Origin of the sequence: uncultured Mucilaginibacter sp. (assembly GCF_913773635.1) — a bacterium.
Lineage (GTDB): Bacteria > Bacteroidota > Bacteroidia > Sphingobacteriales > Sphingobacteriaceae > Mucilaginibacter.
On sequence record NZ_CAJYGQ010000010.1, the window covers coordinates 64,160 to 84,162 of the forward strand.

The following is a 20,003-nucleotide window of genomic DNA, read 5'->3' on the forward strand; positions in this document are numbered from 1 at the left end:
CATTAACTGTAATTTTTTAATACCGACTAACCAATTAAACACATGAACTATTTAAGTCACAAATTTGATGGCATTGCTGTTTGCGGCCCAATCTCGCCGCCTAAAAGCAACTTCCGGTCAAAACTTTACGAACGTAATTTGCTCAAATCTTTACTCATTTTATTTTTAGCTATAGTAAGCGTGGTATATCCATTTACCGGTGCCTTTGCACAAAACGCTGCTGCCGGCATAAGCATCACCGGTAAAGTCACCGATGAAAAGGGAGAACCACTTGTTGGTGTAAGCGTGAAGGTAAAAAACGGCCAAACCGCTGCACAAACAGATGTAAGGGGTCAATATACAATCAAAGTCCCCAATCAATCGGCAGTGCTTGTTTTTATTTACATGGGTTACGGCACAGCCGAAAAACCTGTGGGTGCAAACAAAACTATCAACGCGCAATTGGCGGTATCAAGCAGCAGGCTTGATGATGTCGTTGTAATAGGCTACGGAAGCGTTGCCCGCCGCGATCTTACAGGTTCGGTTGCCTCCGTAAAAGGCGAAGACCTTACCCGTAACGTGCCCATAAGTGTAAACCAGGGTTTACAGGGTATGGTAGCTGGCGTGCAGGTAAACCGTAATGATGGTGCTCCCGGAGCAGGTATCAGTATCACAGTTCGCGGCGCAAACTCTTTTACCGGTAGCGAGCCATTGTATGTTATTGATGATATTCCGGTAGTATCGGCACCTACACCCGGTGGCGCCGAGGATAACTTTCAAACCATCAACGGTCTTTCGTTTTTGAACCCGCAGGATGTTGAAAGCATTGAGATATTGAAAGATGCGTCGGCCACAGCTATTTACGGTTCAAGAGGTGCTAACGGTGTTGTATTGATTACCACTAAAAAAGGCAAAGCCGGAAAAGATAAGGTTAACCTTATAGCTAATACAAGCTGGGCAACAATATCTAAAAAGGTTGACATGCTTGGAGCCTATGAGTACGCGGTGTTACAAAACGAGGCGGCTCAAAACCTAACCACCTATTACGGTTCTCCGTTGTCTCTGCCTTTCCCAGGTAACTTCGGACGTGACCCTATTACTCTTGCAAACAACGTATACCGCCCTAAGCCGGAAGATTACATCAACGGTTTACCCGCAGGTAGCGTTTATCCGGAAGGCTTTAAAGGTGAAGACTGGCAAGATCAGGTATTCAGAACTGCAATGACCAAAGACTATACTTTGCAGGTTGCTGGAGGTAATGAAAAAGGCAGTCACCTCATTTCAGGTAACTACCTCGATCAGGAAGGTATTATTAAGCGTACCGGTTTCAAACGTTATGGTTTGCAGCTAAACATAAACCGCAACGTAAGCCGTTTTTTCCAAATTGGAACAAACAGTAACGTTACTTACACCAACTATGTATTAGGTAAAACCAATACATCAGGTGCACAGCCAAGCTTAATAAGCTCAGCGTTGTTTTTTCCGCCAACGTGGCCTTTGGATGATCCTTATGCCGATGCCAGGCAGCAATACGTAAATGCTTCAGGCCTAAGTAACCCAATATTGTCGATTGATAATTCAGATGACCGTACAAAATCTGTGCGTGTGTATACAACCGGCTATGCGCAGTTGAACTTTACGCCGTGGTTAAACTTTAGGCAGCGTATTGGTTATAACTACAACACCAATATGCGTCAAACTTATTACAAACGTAATATCCCTGAAGGTCGCATTCCTGGTGGCCAGGCATCTGAGGCAAATAACAGCTACGCCCAATTAACACTTGAGTCATTGTTAAATTTCAAGAAAACCTTTAATAAAGTACATACAATTAATGCCGTAGCAGCCTTCACTTATGAAAAAGGACAGGCATATTGGAATGAACAGCGCGCAAATGGTTTTCCTAACGATCTTACTGGTTACTGGAACCTTGCAGCCGGACTAAACCAGGCATTACCTTACAACTATCGCGAAGACAATGCGCTGATGTCTGTATTAGCACGCATAAATTATAGCTATAAAGGCAAGTACTTGTTCACTGCAAACTTCAGACGCGATGGCTCGAGTAAATTTAGTGAGCTTAATAAGTTCGCAAACTTTGGTGGCTTGGCTTTCGCCTGGACCGCAAGTGAGGAAGAATTTATACGCAATCTCAATACATTTTCAAACCTGAAAGTTCGTGCAAGCATTGGAGGCACAGGTAACCAGGGTATAGGTCCTTATGGTACGCTTAACAGAGTAGTATCAGCAAATGCAATCGTTGATAAGGATGGCTCTATCGGTTCGGGCTATCGTTTGGATGATGGCCGTGGTATAGTTGATCCCAATTTGAAATGGGAAACAACACTACAAAGCGACGCAGGCATAGATATGGGTTTCTTGAACAACCGCTTAAACGTAACAGTTGATGTTTACTACAAAAAAACTAAAGATTTGTTGCAAAGCATCAACGTGGCCCCAAGTACAGGATATCGCACCAAGCTAACCAACTTCGGTACAGTTATAAACCGTGGTTTAGAAGTAAGCGTACAAGGCGGCATTATTCAAAGCAGTAAGTTTAAGTGGGGGGTAAATGCTAACATAGCATTTAATCGCAACAAAATAATGGACTTACCAGCCGATCAATTTGCACAGCGTTTGTATCACGGTGTCGATCAAGTGCTTATACAACGTAACGGGCAGCCAATTGGTGCAATCTATGGTTTAGTTGAAGACGGCTTTTATGATAATATAGCTGAGGTACGTGCCGATCCGCGTTGGGCAGGCTTAGATGACGCTCAACTTAATCAGAAGCTGGGAACCATCAAATACAAAGATACCGATGGTAACCGCGCCGTTTTAAGCCAGTCTACCGACCGTTTAATAATTGGTAGCACCCAGCCCGATTATACTTGGGGTATTACTAACACCTTTAATTACAAACGTTTTGACTTTAGCTTCTTCATACATGGGGTGATGGGTGCTGACGTTATCAATACTAACTTACTTAAAGTTAGGTTGAGCAACACAGGTAACTCTACGGTGGCTGCTTTCAATGGTCGCTGGACACCGGCAACTGCGGCAACCGCAACCTGGCCACGTGCTGATGCATCTTCAACTATGGAGTACTTGTTTTCAAACAGATATATTGAGGATGGAACCTTCATCCGTTTAAAAACAATTAATCTTGGTTACACCTTTAAAACTCCTGCTAAATTCTTAGGCGATATAAATGTGTATGGCAACGTAAGCAACGTGTTTACCATTACCAACTATAGCTGGTTTGACCCTGATGTGAACTCGTTTGGTGGTGATGCCTCACGCCGTGGTGTTGATATGAACTCGTATCCTAACGCCCGTACATTCACTTTAGGTGTAAGAGCTTCATTTTAATCAATAAGGAACCTACAAAATGAAAAGAAGAAATATTAAAATAGCTTTCGTTGCTTTCTGCGCCGTAATGATGTGCGGCTCATGCCGAAAAGCCCTGGAAGAAACTCCATATTCATTTATTGCGCCTGAGCAACTTGGCGATTCAAAAGAAGCTGCACAATTATGGGTTAACGGTGTAAAAAGCTCGTTTACCACGGGAGGGTTTTTTGCCTACGCTATATTTAACCGCGTTTATGACGTTGATAGTGATGATTCATCGGGACCAAACTGGGCTTTTGCTGCCACAGGTGCCGGTAACTTCCAGGAGAATACCGATATCAGGGCTTACTGGTTTGACCTTTACAACTTAATATCAAGGTCAAACAATGCCATAAGCCGCATTAACGCAATGACAGCTATTGACCAGGCATCAAAAGATAATGCCTTGGGCGAACTAAACTTTTACCGTGCGTGGGCATACTTTACTTTAGTAAGAGGCTTTGGTCCGGTTCCGTTATATAAGTTTTCGGTAACAGATGGTGAAGATCCTGATCAACCACGTGCACCGGTAGCTAGTGTTTACGCGTTTATTGTCGAGTGCCTCAAGCAATCAGAAACCCAATTGTTTAGCCGTAAAAATGCTGCTTACAAAGCCGGTACCCTTAGTCAGGAAGCTGCGAAAACACTGTTAGCCAAAGTGTACTTAAACATGGCCTCGGGTGCCCTGGCCGGTGCGCAGGTAACTGTTTACGGTGGCCCGCAGGGCTCTCGTGGTGCAAGGCGTAATCCGGTTGCTACAACCTACACAAAATCAGTAGTGGCCGGTCATGAGGGTATCAACGCCCGTGAGTACTTTACACTTGCCCGCAACAAAGCTAAAGAGGTAATGGATGCGGCTGACGGTAATTTAGGTCTTTTTTCAACCTGGGAGCAGGTTTGGCAAAAAGGTAACCGCGGTGGCAAAGAGCATCTTTGGATGATGTATGGCAAAAGCAATAGCGAAGACTTTGGTAACTTTTTAACTTACCATTACTCTGGTATTGAAGGAGCTAACGGAGCGCGCGTGCAAAGTGGTGGAGGCTTCTATGGCTTGTCTGACCATTGGTACAATTTGTTTGAAACAAAAGATGCACGTATAAGGCAAGGTGTAACTCATAAATGGCTTAACTATCGCGGTGAAAAACAGTGGTACCCGGCCAAAGAAGTTGGCAGTACTGATCCGGCAGTTGGATATGACCCAACCTATATGTACTCTGATGATGACAGCCATATTGCCTTGGTTACCAAGTTTTATGACGTAGCCGACCGTACTGTGTTCCGTACTGATGCAGCATACCCTTGGTTGAGGTTTGCCGAAACACTTCTAATATTTGCTGAAGCCGATAACGAAGTTAACGGCCCTACAACCGACGCGCTTAATGCTGTAAATCAGTTACGCACCCGTAGCAATGCCACCCCGGCAAGCGTAGCCGATTTTAATCAGCAAAGCCTGCGTTCATATATACTCGAAGAGCGCCGCCGCGAACTGGCAGCAGAAGGAAGCCGCGCCTGGGATTTACGCCGTTGGGGAATTTATCTGCAGGTCATGAATGCAATTGGCGCTGTTGATGCAAACGGTATTGTAAAAAGCCGCCAGCAAAGACACCTGTTGTTCCCGTTACCAATTGATGAGATTAACGGTAACAAAAACATTGACGGCAATAACCCGGGTTGGTAAACAACTCAGCAATTAACTACTGTAACTTTTAATAGTACACGTTATTATGAAAAAATTAAGATTTACCAATCATATTGTGGCTTTGAGCATGGCTTTTGTAAGCCTGCACTTAGCCGCCTGTAAAAAAGACAAGGATAATAGCGGTAATTGTGATGGCACACCAACCATTACAAAGGTTGTAAAACCCACCGATAGAACAATAACCGTTACATCAGGCAATTTACGTGAGTTTGTTACTATCCAGGGTACCAATCTATGCGGTGTTCAGGAAGTAATGTTCAACAACATTAAAGTAACCTCAGCCGATTTTTATGCCACGGCTGACGAGGTAACAGTACGCATCCCGACAAGCGTGCCAAACCCTGATCAGATAACCAATAAGTTAACGGTAACTACGCCAACGGGTAACGCTACAACAACTTTTGCTGTTAACATACCGGCCATAAGTATAACCGGTGTGGATAATGAATATGCGCCGGCAGGTACAACCATGACGCTGTTTGGACCAAGCTTCGGCATTTACGGGTTTACCGGTGGTAAGGGTAAGGTATTCTTTGGCAATACAGAGGCAACCATTACAAAAGCAACTGCAGATACATTGCAGGTTACCGTACCGGCAGGCGTTGCGCAAAACTCGCCTATAAAGGTTGTAGCTGATAACGGTAGCAATGCTACTTACGCCTATCCATATATGGACAACACCAACATGATGTTTGATTTTGATACTAAAACCGGTACTGCTGCCGGCTTTATTACAAACAGTGCAACACCTGGTGCCATAAGCGGAAAGTATATGCGAATTGCGAAAAGTACCGGTACATGGGCTGCGGATGAAATTGTTAGAGGAACGGCCAAATTACCGCAAGATGTGGTTGACCATCCTGATCAGTATCTCTATAAGTTTGAGATTAATACACAGGTGCCGTTTAACCAGCAAGGTATACGTATGTGGGCTGATTATGGCGATAGTGGTACTTATTACTTATGGAATCCTACCGTGTCACCGTTTGATACCCGGGGTAAATGGATAACCTATTCAATACCGTTACTTGATATTGTGAAGAAACCAACTATAGTGGCACGTACCAATAACGATTATACCTTCAGGTCAATTGTTTATGGTCCAACGCCTTTTACTATTGATTTATCAATGGATAATATACGCATAGTGCACAAATAACCCCTAGTAAATTTAAACATGAAAAAAGCTTTAAGTTTAACCGGCATGATGCTGGGTGGCCTTGCCATGGGCTTTGCGCAAAGTAGTTCGTTTACGCTTACCAAAATGCTTAACGAGTATGCACCCGTAGGTAGTAACATGGTAATTATAGGCTCCCAGTTAAAAAGTAATGTTGTTCCCGGTAAAGCAAAGGTGCTGTTTGGTAGCACCGAGGCAGCCATTGTAAGGTTGACCGATGATAGTTTATACGTTAAGGTGCCTGAAAATGCACAGTCAGGCAACACCATCAAAGTACTAGCAGGCGGCACTGAAAAAACAGTTCCTTATCAGTATAAAGATAAGCGTAACATGATATTTGATTTTGAGTCGGGTTCGGTAAGTGAGTTTACCACTAAAAGTTCCAAACCAGGGGCTATTGATGGTAAGTACATCCGGGTGGAAAAGGAGATACCATCATGGTCGGTAATTGACTTCGTACAGGGTAATGTGCCTTTACCTGCAGATGTAGTAAAAAATCCGGAAAATTATGTGTTTAAATTCGAAGTAAACACACTTAAACCATTTGACGCCAACATGATCAAATTTATGATTGACGGCGATTATCATGAGGTAAACACCTACTTGTGGAAAAGCAGGCAGACGTTTGATACACGCGGGCAGTGGCAAACCTTTTCTATTGATTTAGGCAAAATGATCAATACTCCGCTTAAGGAGTCGTCAGCCAAGCACAAGGTTAAGTTTTCGTATCACGGCAATGGCATTTTGGATGCCGATATGTCGTTCGATAATTTCCGCATAGTACCTAAAGAAGATTAATATTTTTACACAGGGGCATATCAATGTCCCTGTTTTACTTTTTACCATGTTTAAAAACATCAAATCAAATACACCTGCGCTATTCGTTGCACTTTTAGTTCTAATAATAGGTGGCTTTGCCAGCAACACGCAGGCTCAGGATCAAAAATCTTATTACTGGAATACTATACGCAACTTCCGTAAGCAAGACAGTTTGCAGGCATTGCCGCAAAACGCTATACTGTTTGTAGGCAGTTCATCGTTTACCAACTGGCATAACGTGCAGCAAATGTTTCCTGATTACATCATTGTAAACCGGGGCTTTGGTGGTTCGCAACTGCCTGATGTTAAGCAGTATTTTGAACAAACGGTTTACCCCAAAAAACTCAAACAAATTGTGCTTTACGCCGGCGATAATGACATTGCAGCAGGCGCTAAGCCTGAAGAGGTATTTGACCGTTTTAAGCAGGTTTACAGCTTAATACGGAAAGATCAGCCAACATTGCCAATAGCATATTTGTCTATTAAAGGCTGCCCAGGCCGCGCACGTTCGATACGTACCGTGCAAGAAACTAATGCCCTTATTAAAGCATTTTTAGTTAAGGAAAAAAATGCAGCCTATGTTGATGTTTATACGGCAACTATGGATAGCGAAGGCCAGCCACTTAAACAAATATATGTGGAAGACGGCGTTCATATGAACCAGCAGGGATATGACATATGGGCCAGGGTGCTGAAACCATACCTTAAAAAATAATCTGCTTTACAAACCTGCATTATGCTACCGTTGACCTGGTAGCATAATGTTCAAATAATTTGCATAATATGAAAAAGCAAGTGTTGTGCTTATTGGGCATTGCTATGTCCGTATTTTTTGCTTCCTGTAAAAAGAAATCGGCCGAGGGCGAAAGCAAGCCCAAGCCTGAGCCTCAAACCTACACAGCACCCGCACAGCCTTTTGGTGTAAACCTGGCCGGTGCCGAATTTGGAAACACCTATCCGGGTACCATTAATCAGCATTATGGTTACCCAACTGCTGCAGATCTTGATTACTTTAAGTCCAAAGGCTTAATGCTTATCCGTTTCCCGTTTAGGTGGGAACGTATACAGCGTTCGCTTTACGCGGAGTTAGATGTTACAGAGCTGGCGCGTATGAAAACCTTTGTTGATGCCGCAAAAGCACGTAACATGTTTGTTTTGCTAGATATGCATAACTATTGCCGCCGTAAGGTAGGCGATGTATTCGAGGAAATTGGCTCAACCGCTGTTCCGTTGGAGTCAGTAGGCGATGCCTGGGCAAAGCTGGCAGCAGCGTTTAAAGGTTACGATAACATTTGGGGTTACGGTATTATGAACGAGCCATACGGCTTAACCAAACTTACCTGGTTCAACATAGCGCAATCTATCATCACCAAAATCCGGGCAGTTGATAACAAAACAACCATTGTGGTGGGCGGAGATTCATTTAGTTCGGCATCAAGGTGGCCCGAAGTGAGTAATAATTTAAAAGACCTCAACGACCCGTCAAGCAACCTTTTTTACGAGGCACACACGTACTTTGATAATGATTCATCAGGTAATTATGACCAGTCATATACCGACGAGAAAGCCAATGAAAATACCGGTGTGCAACGAGTAACCCCGTTTGTACAATGGCTAAAAAATAACAACAAACGCGGCTTTGTAGGCGAATACGGCGTACCGCGCAATGATGCCCGCTGGCTGGTGGTGCTGGAAAACATGTTGAAGTATCTTAACGCCAACTGCGTTAACGGCTGCTATTGGGCCGCGGGACCACGCTGGCCCGAGGATGAGCATCTTTCTATCCAACCATGGCATGGTGATTTGCCTCAAACTGCTATATTGCAAAAGTACCCAAAAACCAATCCCGAAAATTGTAAATAGCCATTTGGCAGACCGAAAATGATAAACAGACTTTTTTTACTGCTTGCTTTCTGCATTTTCTCATCGGTAGTGAGTGCCAATGTAACTTTACCAAAGCTTTACAGCGATGGTATGGTATTGCAGCGTAATAAGCCTATCAGTTTGTGGGGTTGCGCAAGCAAGGGGGAGAGAATAACGGTAAATTTCAAAAATCAAAAGAAAGCAACGGTTACCGGTAATGATGGCAAATGGAAAATCATTTTAGGTGCCGAACCCGCTGGCGGACCATTTGTGCTTACCATAAAAGGTACTAATGTTATAACCGTTAGTGATGTTTTACTGGGTGAAGTTTGGGTATGTTCCGGTCAATCAAACATGGAATTTTCGGTAAGGGGGAGCATTAATGCCAGCAGAGAAATACGCGAGGCCGATTACCCGCAAATACGTCACTTTAAAATACACAACACCATTGCCAAGCAACCACAAGATGATTTTAAAGGCGGCAATTGGAAGAGTGCAACGCCCGAAAATGTGGGCGATTTTACAGCCGTAGGTTACTTTTATGCACGCGAATTATATAAAAAGCTTCAGGTGCCTATTGGCTTAATTAATGCCAGTTGGGGCGGAACAGATATTGAGCCCTGGGTAAGCCGCCCTGCATTGGAAAACAGCGAAATTTTTAAAGCTATGGCGCAATCGCTTCCGCCTGCGGCTAATCTTGATGTGATTATTAAGGAACGAAAAGTACAGCTGATGAGAACTATCAACCGCCTTCAGGGAACTTTACCTAAAGACTCGGCTGCAGCTTCGGTTTGGCGCAATGCAGATTTTGATGACTCAAAGTGGACTGAAAGCCCGGTGCCTGCCTTTTGGGAACAATCGGTAGAAAACTTTGACGGAACCGCCTGGTTACGCACCACATTCAGCATCAGTCGTAAAAATGCTGGTAAGCTTGCCGAATTGCATTTAGGTATGATTGATGATGCCGACATAACTTACCTGAACGGTATTAAAGTAGGCGGTATGAAAGATGGTTACAACACACAACGTATATACCCAATAAATGCCGGTATGCTTAAAGAAGGCATAAATACGATAGCCGTACGCGTAGAAGATGCAGGCGGTGGCGGTGGTATAACCGGTAAGCCCGATGATATTAAACTTTTAGTAGGAGAAGACACCATCAACCTGGACGGTAAATGGAAATTTCAAATTGAATCATTGTGGAAGGGTAGCAGCAACGCGGCAGATCCGAACTTGTTTCCAAGCTTGCTGTACAACGGCATGATCAATCCGCTTGTGGGTTATGGAATTAAGGGTGTGCTTTGGTACCAGGGCGAAAACAACGCGCAAAGGGCTTACCAGTATCGGGCGGCCTTGCCTTTACTCATAAACGACTGGCGCAAAAATTGGCAGCAAGGCAATTTTCCATTTTACATAGTTCAAATTTCGAGCTGGAAAGCCTCTGGTGGCGATAGCCGTATTGGCAGCCAATGGGCAGAACTGCGCGAGGCACAAATGCAGGCGTTAAAACTACCCAACACCGGCCTGGCTGTTACCATTGATGTTGGCGAAACCAATGACATTCACCCAAAAAATAAGCAGGATGTAGGCAAGCGGCTGGCAGCTATAGCATTAAATCAGTCGTACGGTCAAAATGTAGCTTTCAAAGGGCCATTATATAAAAGCATGGAGGTTAAAAACGGGGAGGTTGTTGTAAGCTTTAACGATGATAATGGCGGCTTGTGGATAAAGGATAAATACGGCTATATCAAGGGGTTTGAAATAGCAGGTGCCGACCAAAAATTTCATTACGCCAAAGCAATTTTGAAAGAAGGTAATATTATATTAGCTAACGATAGTGTTAGCAATCCGGTTGCTGTGCGTTACGCATGGGCCGATGATGCCTTAGAGGCTAATGTTTATAACAAAGATGGGTTTCCGCTTATGCCTTTCCGCACTGATGAATGGAAGGGCGTAACAGAAAATGTAAAGTATACCATAAAGTAAATGAAGTGGATTAGTGCAATTGCCGTAGTTGTTTCGGTTTTGGGTGCATCAAATGCAGGTTTTGCGCAGTGCAAACCAGCGCATTTGCAGTGTGAAAACCTTACCAGCCCATTAGGGATTGACGTGCAGCAGCCGCGTTTAACCTGGAATTTGTTGGGTTGTACGCCTGGTGCTCGGCAGGAATCATACAACATTGTGGTTGGTACAGACTCAGTAGCAGTATCGGTAGGTAAAGGCAATGTTTGGCATTCGGGCAGTATCAATAAGGATGATATGCTTGCCGTCGTACCCGTGGGCTTATTGAAATCGTTTACGCGCTATTACTGGCAGGTAACGGTTAATAATAATGGAGGTGCCTCATCATCGTCTGCTGTATCCAATTTTGAAACTGCTTTAATGAGCAGCACCGATTGGAAAGGTGCATGGATTACCGACGGAATTAACGTAAATGAAAAACCTGCGGGATACTTTCGTAAAGCGTTTAAACTTTCCAAACCAGTAAAAAGTGCCAGAGCCTACATTGTAGCCGCTGGTTTGTATGAACTTTACCTTAACGGCAAAAAGGTAGGCAACCATCGCCTCGATCCGATGTTTACTCGTTTCGACAGGCGCAACCTTTACATCACGCACGATGTAACTGCAATGTTAAACAACGGTCAAAACGCTCTAGGCGTATTGTTGGGAAACGGCTGGTACAATCATCAATCTACAGCGGTATGGTTTTTTGATAAAACGCCATGGCGTGCCCGGCCAAAGTTCTGCATGGATGTGCGTGTAACTTATGCCGACGGTACAACGGAAATTATTTCTACTGATAATACCTGGAAAACATCACATGGTCCGCTCACATTTAATAGTATTTACACGGCAGAACATTATGATGCCCGGCTCGAACAAAACGGCTGGAACACCACGTCTTTTATTGATACCGCCTGGAAAAATGCCATTTTTACTTCGGCACCATCCAAAAATATTGTTGCTCAGCAATTATATCCCATCAGGGATGTGCAGTCGCTTAAACCGGTAAGTATAAAAAAGTCGAATACCGGATCATATGTTTTTGATTTTGGTCAAAACATGGCCGGAGTAAGCGAGATAAAAGTTAAAGGTAATGCCGGTACTACGTTAAGGTTAATACATGGCGAACGTTTGAAACCTGATGGTCATGTTGATCAGTCAAACATTGATTATCACTACAGGCCAACTGATGATAAAGATCCGTTTCACCAAGATATTTTAATTCTTTCAGGCAAAAAGGAAGATACGTTTCGGGCAACGTTCAATTACAAAGGGTTTCAGTATGTTGAAGTTGTGTCAAGTGAACCTGTAAATCTGACCAAAGAAAGCATGATAGCCTATTTCATGCACAGCGATGTACCCGCTGTGGGTAAAATACAATCGTCAAGCACTTTGCTTAACAAGATTTGGCAGGCAACTAATAACTCATATCTATCTAACTTTTTTGGTTATCCAACCGACTGCCCTCAACGAGAAAAAAACGGCTGGACAGGTGATGCTCATATCGCCGTGGAAACTGGTCTATATAACTTTGATGGTAAAACCGTTTATGAGAAATGGCTGGCCGATCACCGTGACGAACAGCAGCCTAATGGCGTGCTGCCGGCTATAATACCAACGGCAATGTGGGGCTATGATTGGGCAAACGGCCCCGACTGGACAAGCACCATAGCTATTATACCTTGGAATTTGTATTTGTTTTATGGTGATAAACGTCCGTTAGAGCAAAACTACGAAGCGTTAAAAAAATACGTTGACCATATTGAAAGCCTGAGCCCGGCAGGCTTGACTGACTGGGGGCTGGGCGATTGGATACCCATCAAATCACAATCTAACAAAGAGTTAACATCCTCAATTTATTACTTTATTGATGCGGGTATATTAGCCAAGGCTGCGAAAGTTTTAGGTAAACAGTCTGATTATGAAAGATATCAGGCACTGGCAGATAAGATAAAGAACAGCGTTAACAAAAAATTCTATGATCAAGCTACCGGCTTGTACTGTTCGGGCTATCAAACAGAGTTAAGTGCGCCGCTCTACTGGGGCTTGGTGCCTGATGGTGAGAAAGCTAAAGTTGCCAAAAACCTTGCATCAAGAGTACAGGCAGATGGTGGGCTGGATGTTGGCTTGTTAGGGTCAAAAACTATCCTTAATGCGCTAAGTGAAAACGGCTATGCAGATTTAGCTTACAAGCTAGCTTCTAACGAAAAATATCCGTCTTGGGGATGGTGGATTAAGAACGGAGCAACCACCTTGTACGAAAACTGGAAGATAGAAGGCAGTTCGGATATCTCCTTAAACCACATTATGTTTGGCGAAATAAGCGCATGGTACTACAAAGCCTTAGGCGGTATTTTCCCCGATTCAAATGCTCCAGGTTTTAAAACTGTGACCCTGAAACCAAATTTTGTAAACGGCTTAACACAGTTCAGCGCAACACACACTGGCCCCTATGGAGACATAGTATCATCATGGAAGAAAAAGGATAATAAAGTAACCTACGAGGTAATTGTTCCGGCCAATAGTAATGCGGTTTTAGAAGTGAAGGCAACTGACATCAGGTCAAAAACACCGGCTTCAGGGCTAAAAATCAATCAGCCATCGGCCGGTTTGTATTCGGTACAGCTACAGTCTGGCAGTTACAAATTTGATATTCAATTATAATTTAAACAAATACCCTCACCCCTGAGAAGTTTTCACGAAACTCTTTAGGGGTGCAGCCCTTTTTCTTTTTAAATAAACGGTTAAAGTTTGACATATTATTAAAGCCGCACTGGTAAGATATTTCGGTAACAGAGTGTGTGGTATCAATCAGCATGCGCGATGCATGGCCCAGCCTTATTTCATTTAAGCTGTTAATGAAGGTATTACCTGTACGTTTTTTAATAAAGCGGCTAAATGATTCATCTGTCATGTTGACCAGCTTGGCCACATCATTAAGTGATATTTGATTATGGTAATTGGTGTTCATAAATTCAAAAGCTTTTTCGAGCCGGCGACTGTTATAGCTGAAGTTTTTGCTGTTTAAGAACGACGTATCCGAAAGCGAGAAAATCTTCCTTGAAGTTGACAAATCATGCAATAGGCTAATCAGATCCATCACCGAATCAAAGCCGCTGCGCTGGCTTAACGTTAAAATACGGTCGCGCACAGCTTCAATAGTTTTTTGAGGGAATGACACACCGCGAGCGCTCATATCAAACATTTTTTTGATGAAGCTTAACTGATTACGTGTTAAAAATTTCTCATCAAAAAGGTCTTTGTGCCACTGTATGGTTACCTCCGTTATTTCGGTAGTGCACTGGTGGGTAAGCCACACATGGGGTGTGTTTGGTCCAATGAGTACCAATTCAAGGTCATCTATCACGTCAATATGGTCGCCTACAATACGTTTAGCACCTTTGGCATTCAGTATCAGGTTCAGTTCATATTCATCATGATAATGCAGCGGAAAATTAAACTCCTTTTTCACTCTCGAAAAAATGGTGAAGCAATCAAAAGGCGTTAAAGGAGTGATCTCCTTAAAAACATTTTTGTGCAGGTTTTGCATGGCAGTAAATGAAAAATATATTCAGGTTTATAGGTTAAATGTATTTTAAAGTTATGCCATTGCAAAAAATAATGTAAAAAATAGCCGTGTTTGGCTAAAAAAGTATTAGTACTAATTGGCGGCTTTAAGCAATTTTACATCATATAAACCTGAGTAAAGTAAGCATGTGTTTTTAAGGAAGATTATTGCGGAGGTAAGCCGTTTACGTTCAATTAATCTGTTTTGACAGCGTTAGAATAGCTTTTCATTCGCATAATCAATTCAAGCACATCGGTACTTTCATTATAATTTTCAAATAATTAAATAATACATCCTTAAGCCCCTAATGAAGTTACAGGCGATAGATATAAGCATCATCATTTTCTACCTGGTTATGATGGTTATGATAGGTTGGTTTTACAAAAATAAAGCCCGCCAAAACAAAGAAAGCTACCTGATGGGAGGTAAAAAACTACCATGGTACATGCTTGGATTGAGTGATGCATCAGACATGTTTGACATTAGCGGCACCATGTGGATGATTTCACTATGCTTTGTGTATGGTTTAAAAAGTATTTGGATACCATGGCTATGGCCGGTTTTTAATCAGGTATTTAATATGATGTTTTTGGCTAAATGGTTGCGCCGGTCGGGTGCAAATACAGGCGCCGAGTGGCTGGCTACCCGTTTTGGAGTAAGCGGCAAAGGCGTTAAAGCATCACACAACATTATTGTAGCGTTTGCACTCATTAGCTGTTTAGGCTTTTTGGCTTATGGTTTTGTAGGCCTTGGTAAGTTCATCGAAATTTTTGTACCGTGGAATCTGGTAAAAGGTTATATACCATTTGAGGTTCCGGCGCAGTATGTAGCTCATTTCTACGGTATCATTTTTACCTTATTTGCCATGTTCTACTCCATTCTGGGAGGAATGCACAGTATAGTAGTGGGCGATGTGATCAAGTACATCATCATGACGGTGGGGTGTGTTGCCATAGCTATTATTGCATTTACCCATTTAAACGGCCGTCAATTAAACGTGCCTGCCGATTGGCAAAACCCGTTCTTCGGCTGGAGGCTTGATTTGGATTGGAGCAACATTATAGACGATGCTAACCGTAAGATAAAAGAGGACGGATTCAGCCTTTTCGGTATATTTTTTATGATGATGCTGTTTAAAGGTGTCTTTGCAAGCCTTGCCGGTCCGCCGCCAAGCTATGATATGCAAAAGGTGTTGTCTACAAGCAGCCCCAAGGATGCCTCTAAGATGACAGGGTTTGTTTCAATCGTGTTGCTGCCCATCAGGTACTCTATGGTCATTGGTCTTACGGTGCTGGCGTTACTATATTACAATCAAATCAACATCAAAGTAAACGGTACGGCCGATTTTGAACGCATACTACCGGCCGCCATTAACACCTTTCTACCTGTTGGTATTTTGGGTCTTGTACTTACCGGCTTGCTCGGCGCATTTATGGGCACATTTTCAGGCACGCTGAACGCGGCCCAGGCTTACATTGTAAACGATATATACCTCAAGTATGTAAACCCCGATGCTCCGAATAAGAAAATCATAACCCTCAATTATATTGTTGGAGTTGTGGTGGTTTTTGTAGGCGTTTTGCTGGGCTTTTTTGCCAAAGACGTCAACAGTATTTTGCAGTGGCTTGTAGGTGCATTATATGGTGGATACATAGCAGCAAACATGCTTAAATGGTACTGGTGGAGGTTTAATGCCAATGGCTTTTTCTGGGGAATGGCATCGGGCATTGTAGCCGCCTTAGTGTTTCCTTTCATTTTCGATGGCATACTGCCGCTTTACGTTTGGCCCCTATTGTTCGCAATATCAGTAACCGGTTGCATAGTTGGAACCTATACTGCACCGGCAACCGACGAAGCCATTTTAAAGAAGTTTTACAGCACTGTTAAGCCCTGGGGTTTTTGGCAGCCGGTGCATCAACTGGTGGTGGCTGATACGCCGGGGTTTGAACCTAACAAACGGTTTGGGCTCGATATGTTCAACGTAGCGCTGGGCATCATATCACAATGTTGCTTAACCATTTTGCCTATGTATGCAGTTTTATGGATGAAACTGCCCCTGATAGTAACCATCGGTATTTTGATAGTGGTGCTAAGCATCCTCAAAAAAACCTGGTGGGATAAACTCGAAGATTAACCTTATTAAAGTGATAGATCACATGAATACAAGCTTTAAAAGCAGACTTGACAGCCTTGAGCGCGAGCACACGTTGCTTATTGAAAGAAAGAATTTGAAGAAAACATCATCTAACGGAATATTTGATCGTTACGAGTACCCTATACTTACTGCCGAGCATGCGCCGCTTGAGTGGCGGTATGACTTTAATCCAACAAGCAATCCGTACTTAATGGAGCGTTGCGGTATTAATGCCATTTTCAATGCCGGTGCTATCAAGGTAGATGAAAAGTATTTGGTAGTGGCCCGTGTGGAAGGGTTGGACCGTAAATCGTTTTTTGCAGTGGCCGAAAGCGATAACGGTATTGATGGCTTTAAATTTTGGGACTACCCGGTTGAGATGCCCGAAAATGAGATGCCTGATACCAACGTATATGATATGCGTGTAGTACAGCACGAAGACGGTTGGATTTACGGCTTATTTTGTACCGAAAGGCGTGACCAATCGGCACATGAAGGCGACCAGTCTGCCGCTATAGCACAATGTGGCATTGCCCGTACCAAAGATTTAAAAAGCTGGGAAAGGCTTGCCGATCTTAAAACGCCATCACCTCAGCAACGCAATGTTGTTTTACATCCCGAATTTGTGGATGGTAAATATGCATTTTATACCCGCCCGCAAGATAGTTTTATTGATGCTGGAAAGGGCGGCGGCATAGGCTTTGGACTAAGCAGTTCAATTGAAGAGGCTGTGGTTGAACAGGAAATTGTGATTGATAGAAAAGTATATCACACCGTTTACGAAGCTAAAAATGGTTTAGGCCCGGCGCCAATTAAAACTGAGCATGGTTGGTTACATCTTGCTCATGGTGTACGTAACACTGCAGCAGGCTTAAGATATGTGCTTTATATGTTTATGACCGATTTGCATGACATCACCAAGGTAATTCATAAACCGGCAGGTTATTTTATGGCACCGGAAGGTGAGGAGCGAATAGGTGATGTGTCAAACGTGCTGTTTAGCAATGGTTGGATAGCTGACCAAGACGGAACTGTATTTATATACTATGCATCTTCAGATACTCGTCAGCACGTTGCCACATCAACCGTTAACAAGTTGGTTGATTATGTGATGAATACGCCTGAAGATCAATTGCGATCATCAAAAACTGTTGAGGCTATAGCTGCTATGGTTGATAGCAACAAAAAACTTAACGGAACAGCCGAGCCTGTAAGTATTTAAATATGAATAGCGGTAAACATAGTAGTTACAGGCATAACCCTTTGTTAAGTTTTTGTGCGTTGCTATGGCTAATTGTGTTGTTTGCCAGTTGCGACAGGATAGAGTTGTACAAGAACACCGTTGACTGGTCAAACCCAGGTGGAGATGCAGGTCAAACCAAGTACTCAACGCTTGACCAGATCAACGCCACCAACGTAAAAAACCTCAAGGTTGCGTGGACTTTCAAGTCGGGCAATAAAGATGGTAATGTGCAGTGTAACCCGTTAATTGTTGGCGGAATTATGTTTGTAACAACCCCTTCGCAAACTCTTTTTGCCGTAGATGGAACAAACGGTAAAATGCTCTGGCGTTTTGACCCATCGCGCAAAGGTGAAAAGCTTGGTGGCCTCAATAGAGGTGTTGTTTACTGGCGCTCGGGCAAGGATGCTTTCTTGTTTTACACGGCAGGCAGTTTCCTGTACAAGGTTGATATGTATACCGGCTATGCCGATAAAGCTTTTGGAGACGAAGGTCGTATTGACCTGAACAAAGGTTTGGTACGCTCATCCGATAAAATGGCTATAACTTCTCCGGGAGCACCAGCCATTTATAAAAACATGGTTATTGTAGGCGCATTAAGCTGGAGTGCACCGGCCAACGTTAGCGCATTTGATGTGCATACCGGCAAGCGCTTATGGAAATTTAATACCATACCACAGCCCGGCGAATATGGTTACGAAACCTGGGGTAACAAAAATTTTTGGAAGGATGGTGCAGGCATTAACTCTTGGGGAGGCATTACGGTTGACAACGAAACCGGAATGGTTTATTTCCCTACCGGGCAACCAAAAGATGATTTTTACAGGGCCGATAATAAAGGAGCGCAGTTATATGGCAACAGCATAGTCGCAGTAAATGCCAATACCGGTAAACGAGTATGGCACTATCAGGCCATTCATCACGATTTATGGGATTTGGATATGCCGTGTGCGCCAACATTGGTAACGCTTAACATGAACGGCAAACAGGTAAAAGGCGTTATGCAGCTTACCAAAACAGGTAATATTTTACTGTTTGAACGATTAACGGGTAAACTGCTGTCAAATGTAGTTGAAACACCTGTGCCGCAATCAACATTATCGGGAGAGCATTCATACCCAACGCAACCTAAAGTATTATGGCCGCAATCATTCACAAAGCAGGTGGTTACAGCCGATGATGTTACTAACCGCACACCCGAGGCACATAACGCTGCAAAGAAAATTATTGCCGAATCGGAAACCGGTTGGTACTTGCCACCATCGAAAAAGGGAATTTTATACTATGGCATACACGGTGGAGCAGAGTGGGGTGGTGGGTCATATGATCCGCAGGAAAACATGCTTTACATAAATGCCAACGAGCTGGCCTGGCTCATTAAAATGAAAGATATTAATGAAGCCGGTAAACAAGGTGGCAACAAGGGTGAGCCAATGAGTGCAGGTAATGCCGTATTTTTGAAAATGGGTTGTCCAAGTTGCCATGGCGCTAACCGCGAAGGGCAGGGAGCTGCCCCGGCGTTAACCCATCTGGACCAAAAATATAAAGAAGCAGATATTGTAAACATACTCAAGAGCGGCCGTGGAGCTATGCCTGCGTTTCCGCAAATAGAGGAAAAGGATAGAAAAGACATTGTAGAGTTTCTGCTTAATAAAAAAAGCACTTCGGCATCAGTGGCCGTTAAAGGAAAGCCTGAGTTCCGTTCGTTAGGATATAACAAATTTCTAGATGCAGATGGTTACCCGGCCACTGCACCGCCATGGGGCACACTAAATGCGGTTGACCTTAATACTGGTAAAATAAAATGGAAAGTGCCTTTGGGAGAATACCCTGAGCTTACTAAAAAAGGTATGCCAATAACCGGTACGGAAAACTTTGGCGGCAACCTGGTTACTAAGGGTGGCTTAATTTTTATTGGAGCAACGCGCGATGAAAAGTTCAGAGCGTTCGATAAACACACAGGTAAAATATTGTGGGAAGTAAAGCTGCCTTATGGCGGATACGCTTCGCCAAGTACTTATGCCGTTAACGGCAAGCAATACATTGTGATACCTGCTACAGGCGGTGGCAAGCTGGGCGGACCGACCGGCGATACCTATGTAGCCTACGCTTTACCTTAACCGTTTT

12 protein-coding genes are annotated in these 20,003 nt (G+C 43.4%); 11 read left to right on the forward strand and 1 reads right to left on the reverse strand.

Annotated features, from left to right (window positions below):
- Positions 1 to 42: 42 nt before the first annotated feature.
- From QZ407_RS12550 to QZ407_RS12585, 8 genes are all read left to right on the forward strand, one after another.
- Complete coding sequence (locus tag QZ407_RS12550) at positions 43 to 3,351, forward strand: TonB-dependent receptor (RefSeq protein ID WP_295771595.1); 3,309 nt, start codon at positions 43 to 45, stop codon at positions 3,349 to 3,351.
- A 19-nt stretch (positions 3,352 to 3,370) separates the two neighbouring features.
- Positions 3,371 to 5,047: a RagB/SusD family nutrient uptake outer membrane protein gene (locus QZ407_RS12555; protein WP_295771597.1), complete on the forward strand. Its 1,677-nt coding sequence runs from the start codon at positions 3,371 to 3,373 to the stop codon at positions 5,045 to 5,047.
- Between the two features lie 46 nt (positions 5,048 to 5,093).
- On the forward strand, positions 5,094 to 6,227 hold the full coding sequence (locus QZ407_RS12560; RefSeq protein ID WP_295771599.1) for a glycan-binding surface protein: 1,134 nt from the start codon (positions 5,094 to 5,096) through the stop codon (positions 6,225 to 6,227).
- Positions 6,228 to 6,245: 18 nt separating this feature from the next.
- Positions 6,246 to 7,043, forward strand: coding sequence for a glycan-binding surface protein (locus QZ407_RS12565; protein ID WP_295771601.1), 798 nt, complete (start codon positions 6,246 to 6,248; stop codon positions 7,041 to 7,043).
- Positions 7,044 to 7,089: 46 nt separating this feature from the next.
- Positions 7,090 to 7,779 carry a GDSL-type esterase/lipase family protein gene (locus QZ407_RS12570; RefSeq protein ID WP_295771603.1) on the forward strand — a complete coding sequence of 230 codons (690 nt, stop codon included), beginning with the start codon at positions 7,090 to 7,092 and terminating at the stop codon, positions 7,777 to 7,779.
- Between the two features lie 68 nt (positions 7,780 to 7,847).
- Positions 7,848 to 8,927 (forward strand): glycoside hydrolase family 5 protein, encoded by a 1,080-nt coding sequence (locus QZ407_RS12575; protein ID WP_295771605.1) that lies wholly within the window; start codon positions 7,848 to 7,850, stop codon positions 8,925 to 8,927.
- An 18-nt stretch (positions 8,928 to 8,945) separates the two neighbouring features.
- Complete coding sequence (locus tag QZ407_RS12580) at positions 8,946 to 10,916, forward strand: sialate O-acetylesterase (protein WP_295771607.1); 1,971 nt, start codon at positions 8,946 to 8,948, stop codon at positions 10,914 to 10,916.
- Positions 10,917 to 13,598, forward strand: coding sequence for an alpha-L-rhamnosidase (locus QZ407_RS12585; RefSeq protein WP_295771609.1), 2,682 nt, complete (start codon positions 10,917 to 10,919; stop codon positions 13,596 to 13,598).
- 1 nt (position 13,599) lies between these two features.
- Here the strand turns inward: QZ407_RS12585 and QZ407_RS12590 are convergent, their stop codons facing one another.
- A complete protein-coding gene (locus QZ407_RS12590) occupies positions 13,600 to 14,484 on the reverse strand; it encodes an AraC family transcriptional regulator (RefSeq protein ID WP_295771610.1) in 885 nt (294 codons plus the stop codon).
- A 325-nt stretch (positions 14,485 to 14,809) separates the two neighbouring features.
- Here QZ407_RS12590 and QZ407_RS12595 point away from each other — a divergent pair, with 325 nt between their 5' ends.
- The 3 genes from QZ407_RS12595 to QZ407_RS12605 are packed head-to-tail and all read left to right on the forward strand — an operon-like array spanning position 14,810 to position 19,996.
- A complete protein-coding gene (locus tag QZ407_RS12595; RefSeq protein ID WP_295771612.1) occupies positions 14,810 to 16,636 on the forward strand; it encodes a sodium:solute symporter family protein in 1,827 nt (608 codons plus the stop codon).
- Between the two features lie 22 nt (positions 16,637 to 16,658).
- Positions 16,659 to 17,858, forward strand: coding sequence for a glycosidase (locus tag QZ407_RS12600; RefSeq protein WP_295771614.1), 1,200 nt, complete (start codon positions 16,659 to 16,661; stop codon positions 17,856 to 17,858).
- 2 nt (positions 17,859 to 17,860) lie between these two features.
- Positions 17,861 to 19,996 (forward strand): PQQ-binding-like beta-propeller repeat protein, encoded by a 2,136-nt coding sequence (locus QZ407_RS12605; protein ID WP_295771615.1) that lies wholly within the window; start codon positions 17,861 to 17,863, stop codon positions 19,994 to 19,996.
- Positions 19,997 to 20,003 lie beyond the last annotated feature (7 nt).

Excerpts from the sequence above, each read along its gene's own strand:
- QZ407_RS12550 (WP_295771595.1), top strand. The coding sequence starts at position 43 with ATGAACTATTTAAGTCACAAATTTGATGGCATTGCTGTTTGCGGCCCA.
- QZ407_RS12555 (WP_295771597.1), top strand. The coding sequence starts at position 3,371 with ATGAAAAGAAGAAATATTAAAATAGCTTTCGTTGCTTTCTGCGCCGTA.
- QZ407_RS12580 (WP_295771607.1), top strand. The coding sequence starts at position 8,946 with ATGATAAACAGACTTTTTTTACTGCTTGCTTTCTGCATTTTCTCATCG.
- QZ407_RS12560 (WP_295771599.1), top strand. The coding sequence starts at position 5,094 with ATGAAAAAATTAAGATTTACCAATCATATTGTGGCTTTGAGCATGGCT.
- QZ407_RS12575 (WP_295771605.1), top strand. The coding sequence starts at position 7,848 with ATGAAAAAGCAAGTGTTGTGCTTATTGGGCATTGCTATGTCCGTATTT.
- QZ407_RS12585 (WP_295771609.1), top strand. The coding sequence starts at position 10,917 with ATGAAGTGGATTAGTGCAATTGCCGTAGTTGTTTCGGTTTTGGGTGCA.
- QZ407_RS12595 (WP_295771612.1), top strand. The coding sequence starts at position 14,810 with ATGAAGTTACAGGCGATAGATATAAGCATCATCATTTTCTACCTGGTT.
- QZ407_RS12605 (WP_295771615.1), top strand. The coding sequence starts at position 17,861 with ATGAATAGCGGTAAACATAGTAGTTACAGGCATAACCCTTTGTTAAGT.
- QZ407_RS12590 (WP_295771610.1), bottom strand. The coding sequence starts at position 14,484 with ATGCAAAACCTGCACAAAAATGTTTTTAAGGAGATCACTCCTTTAACG.
- QZ407_RS12570 (WP_295771603.1), top strand. The coding sequence starts at position 7,090 with ATGTTTAAAAACATCAAATCAAATACACCTGCGCTATTCGTTGCACTT.
- QZ407_RS12600 (WP_295771614.1), top strand. The coding sequence starts at position 16,659 with ATGAATACAAGCTTTAAAAGCAGACTTGACAGCCTTGAGCGCGAGCAC.
- QZ407_RS12565 (WP_295771601.1), top strand. The coding sequence starts at position 6,246 with ATGAAAAAAGCTTTAAGTTTAACCGGCATGATGCTGGGTGGCCTTGCC.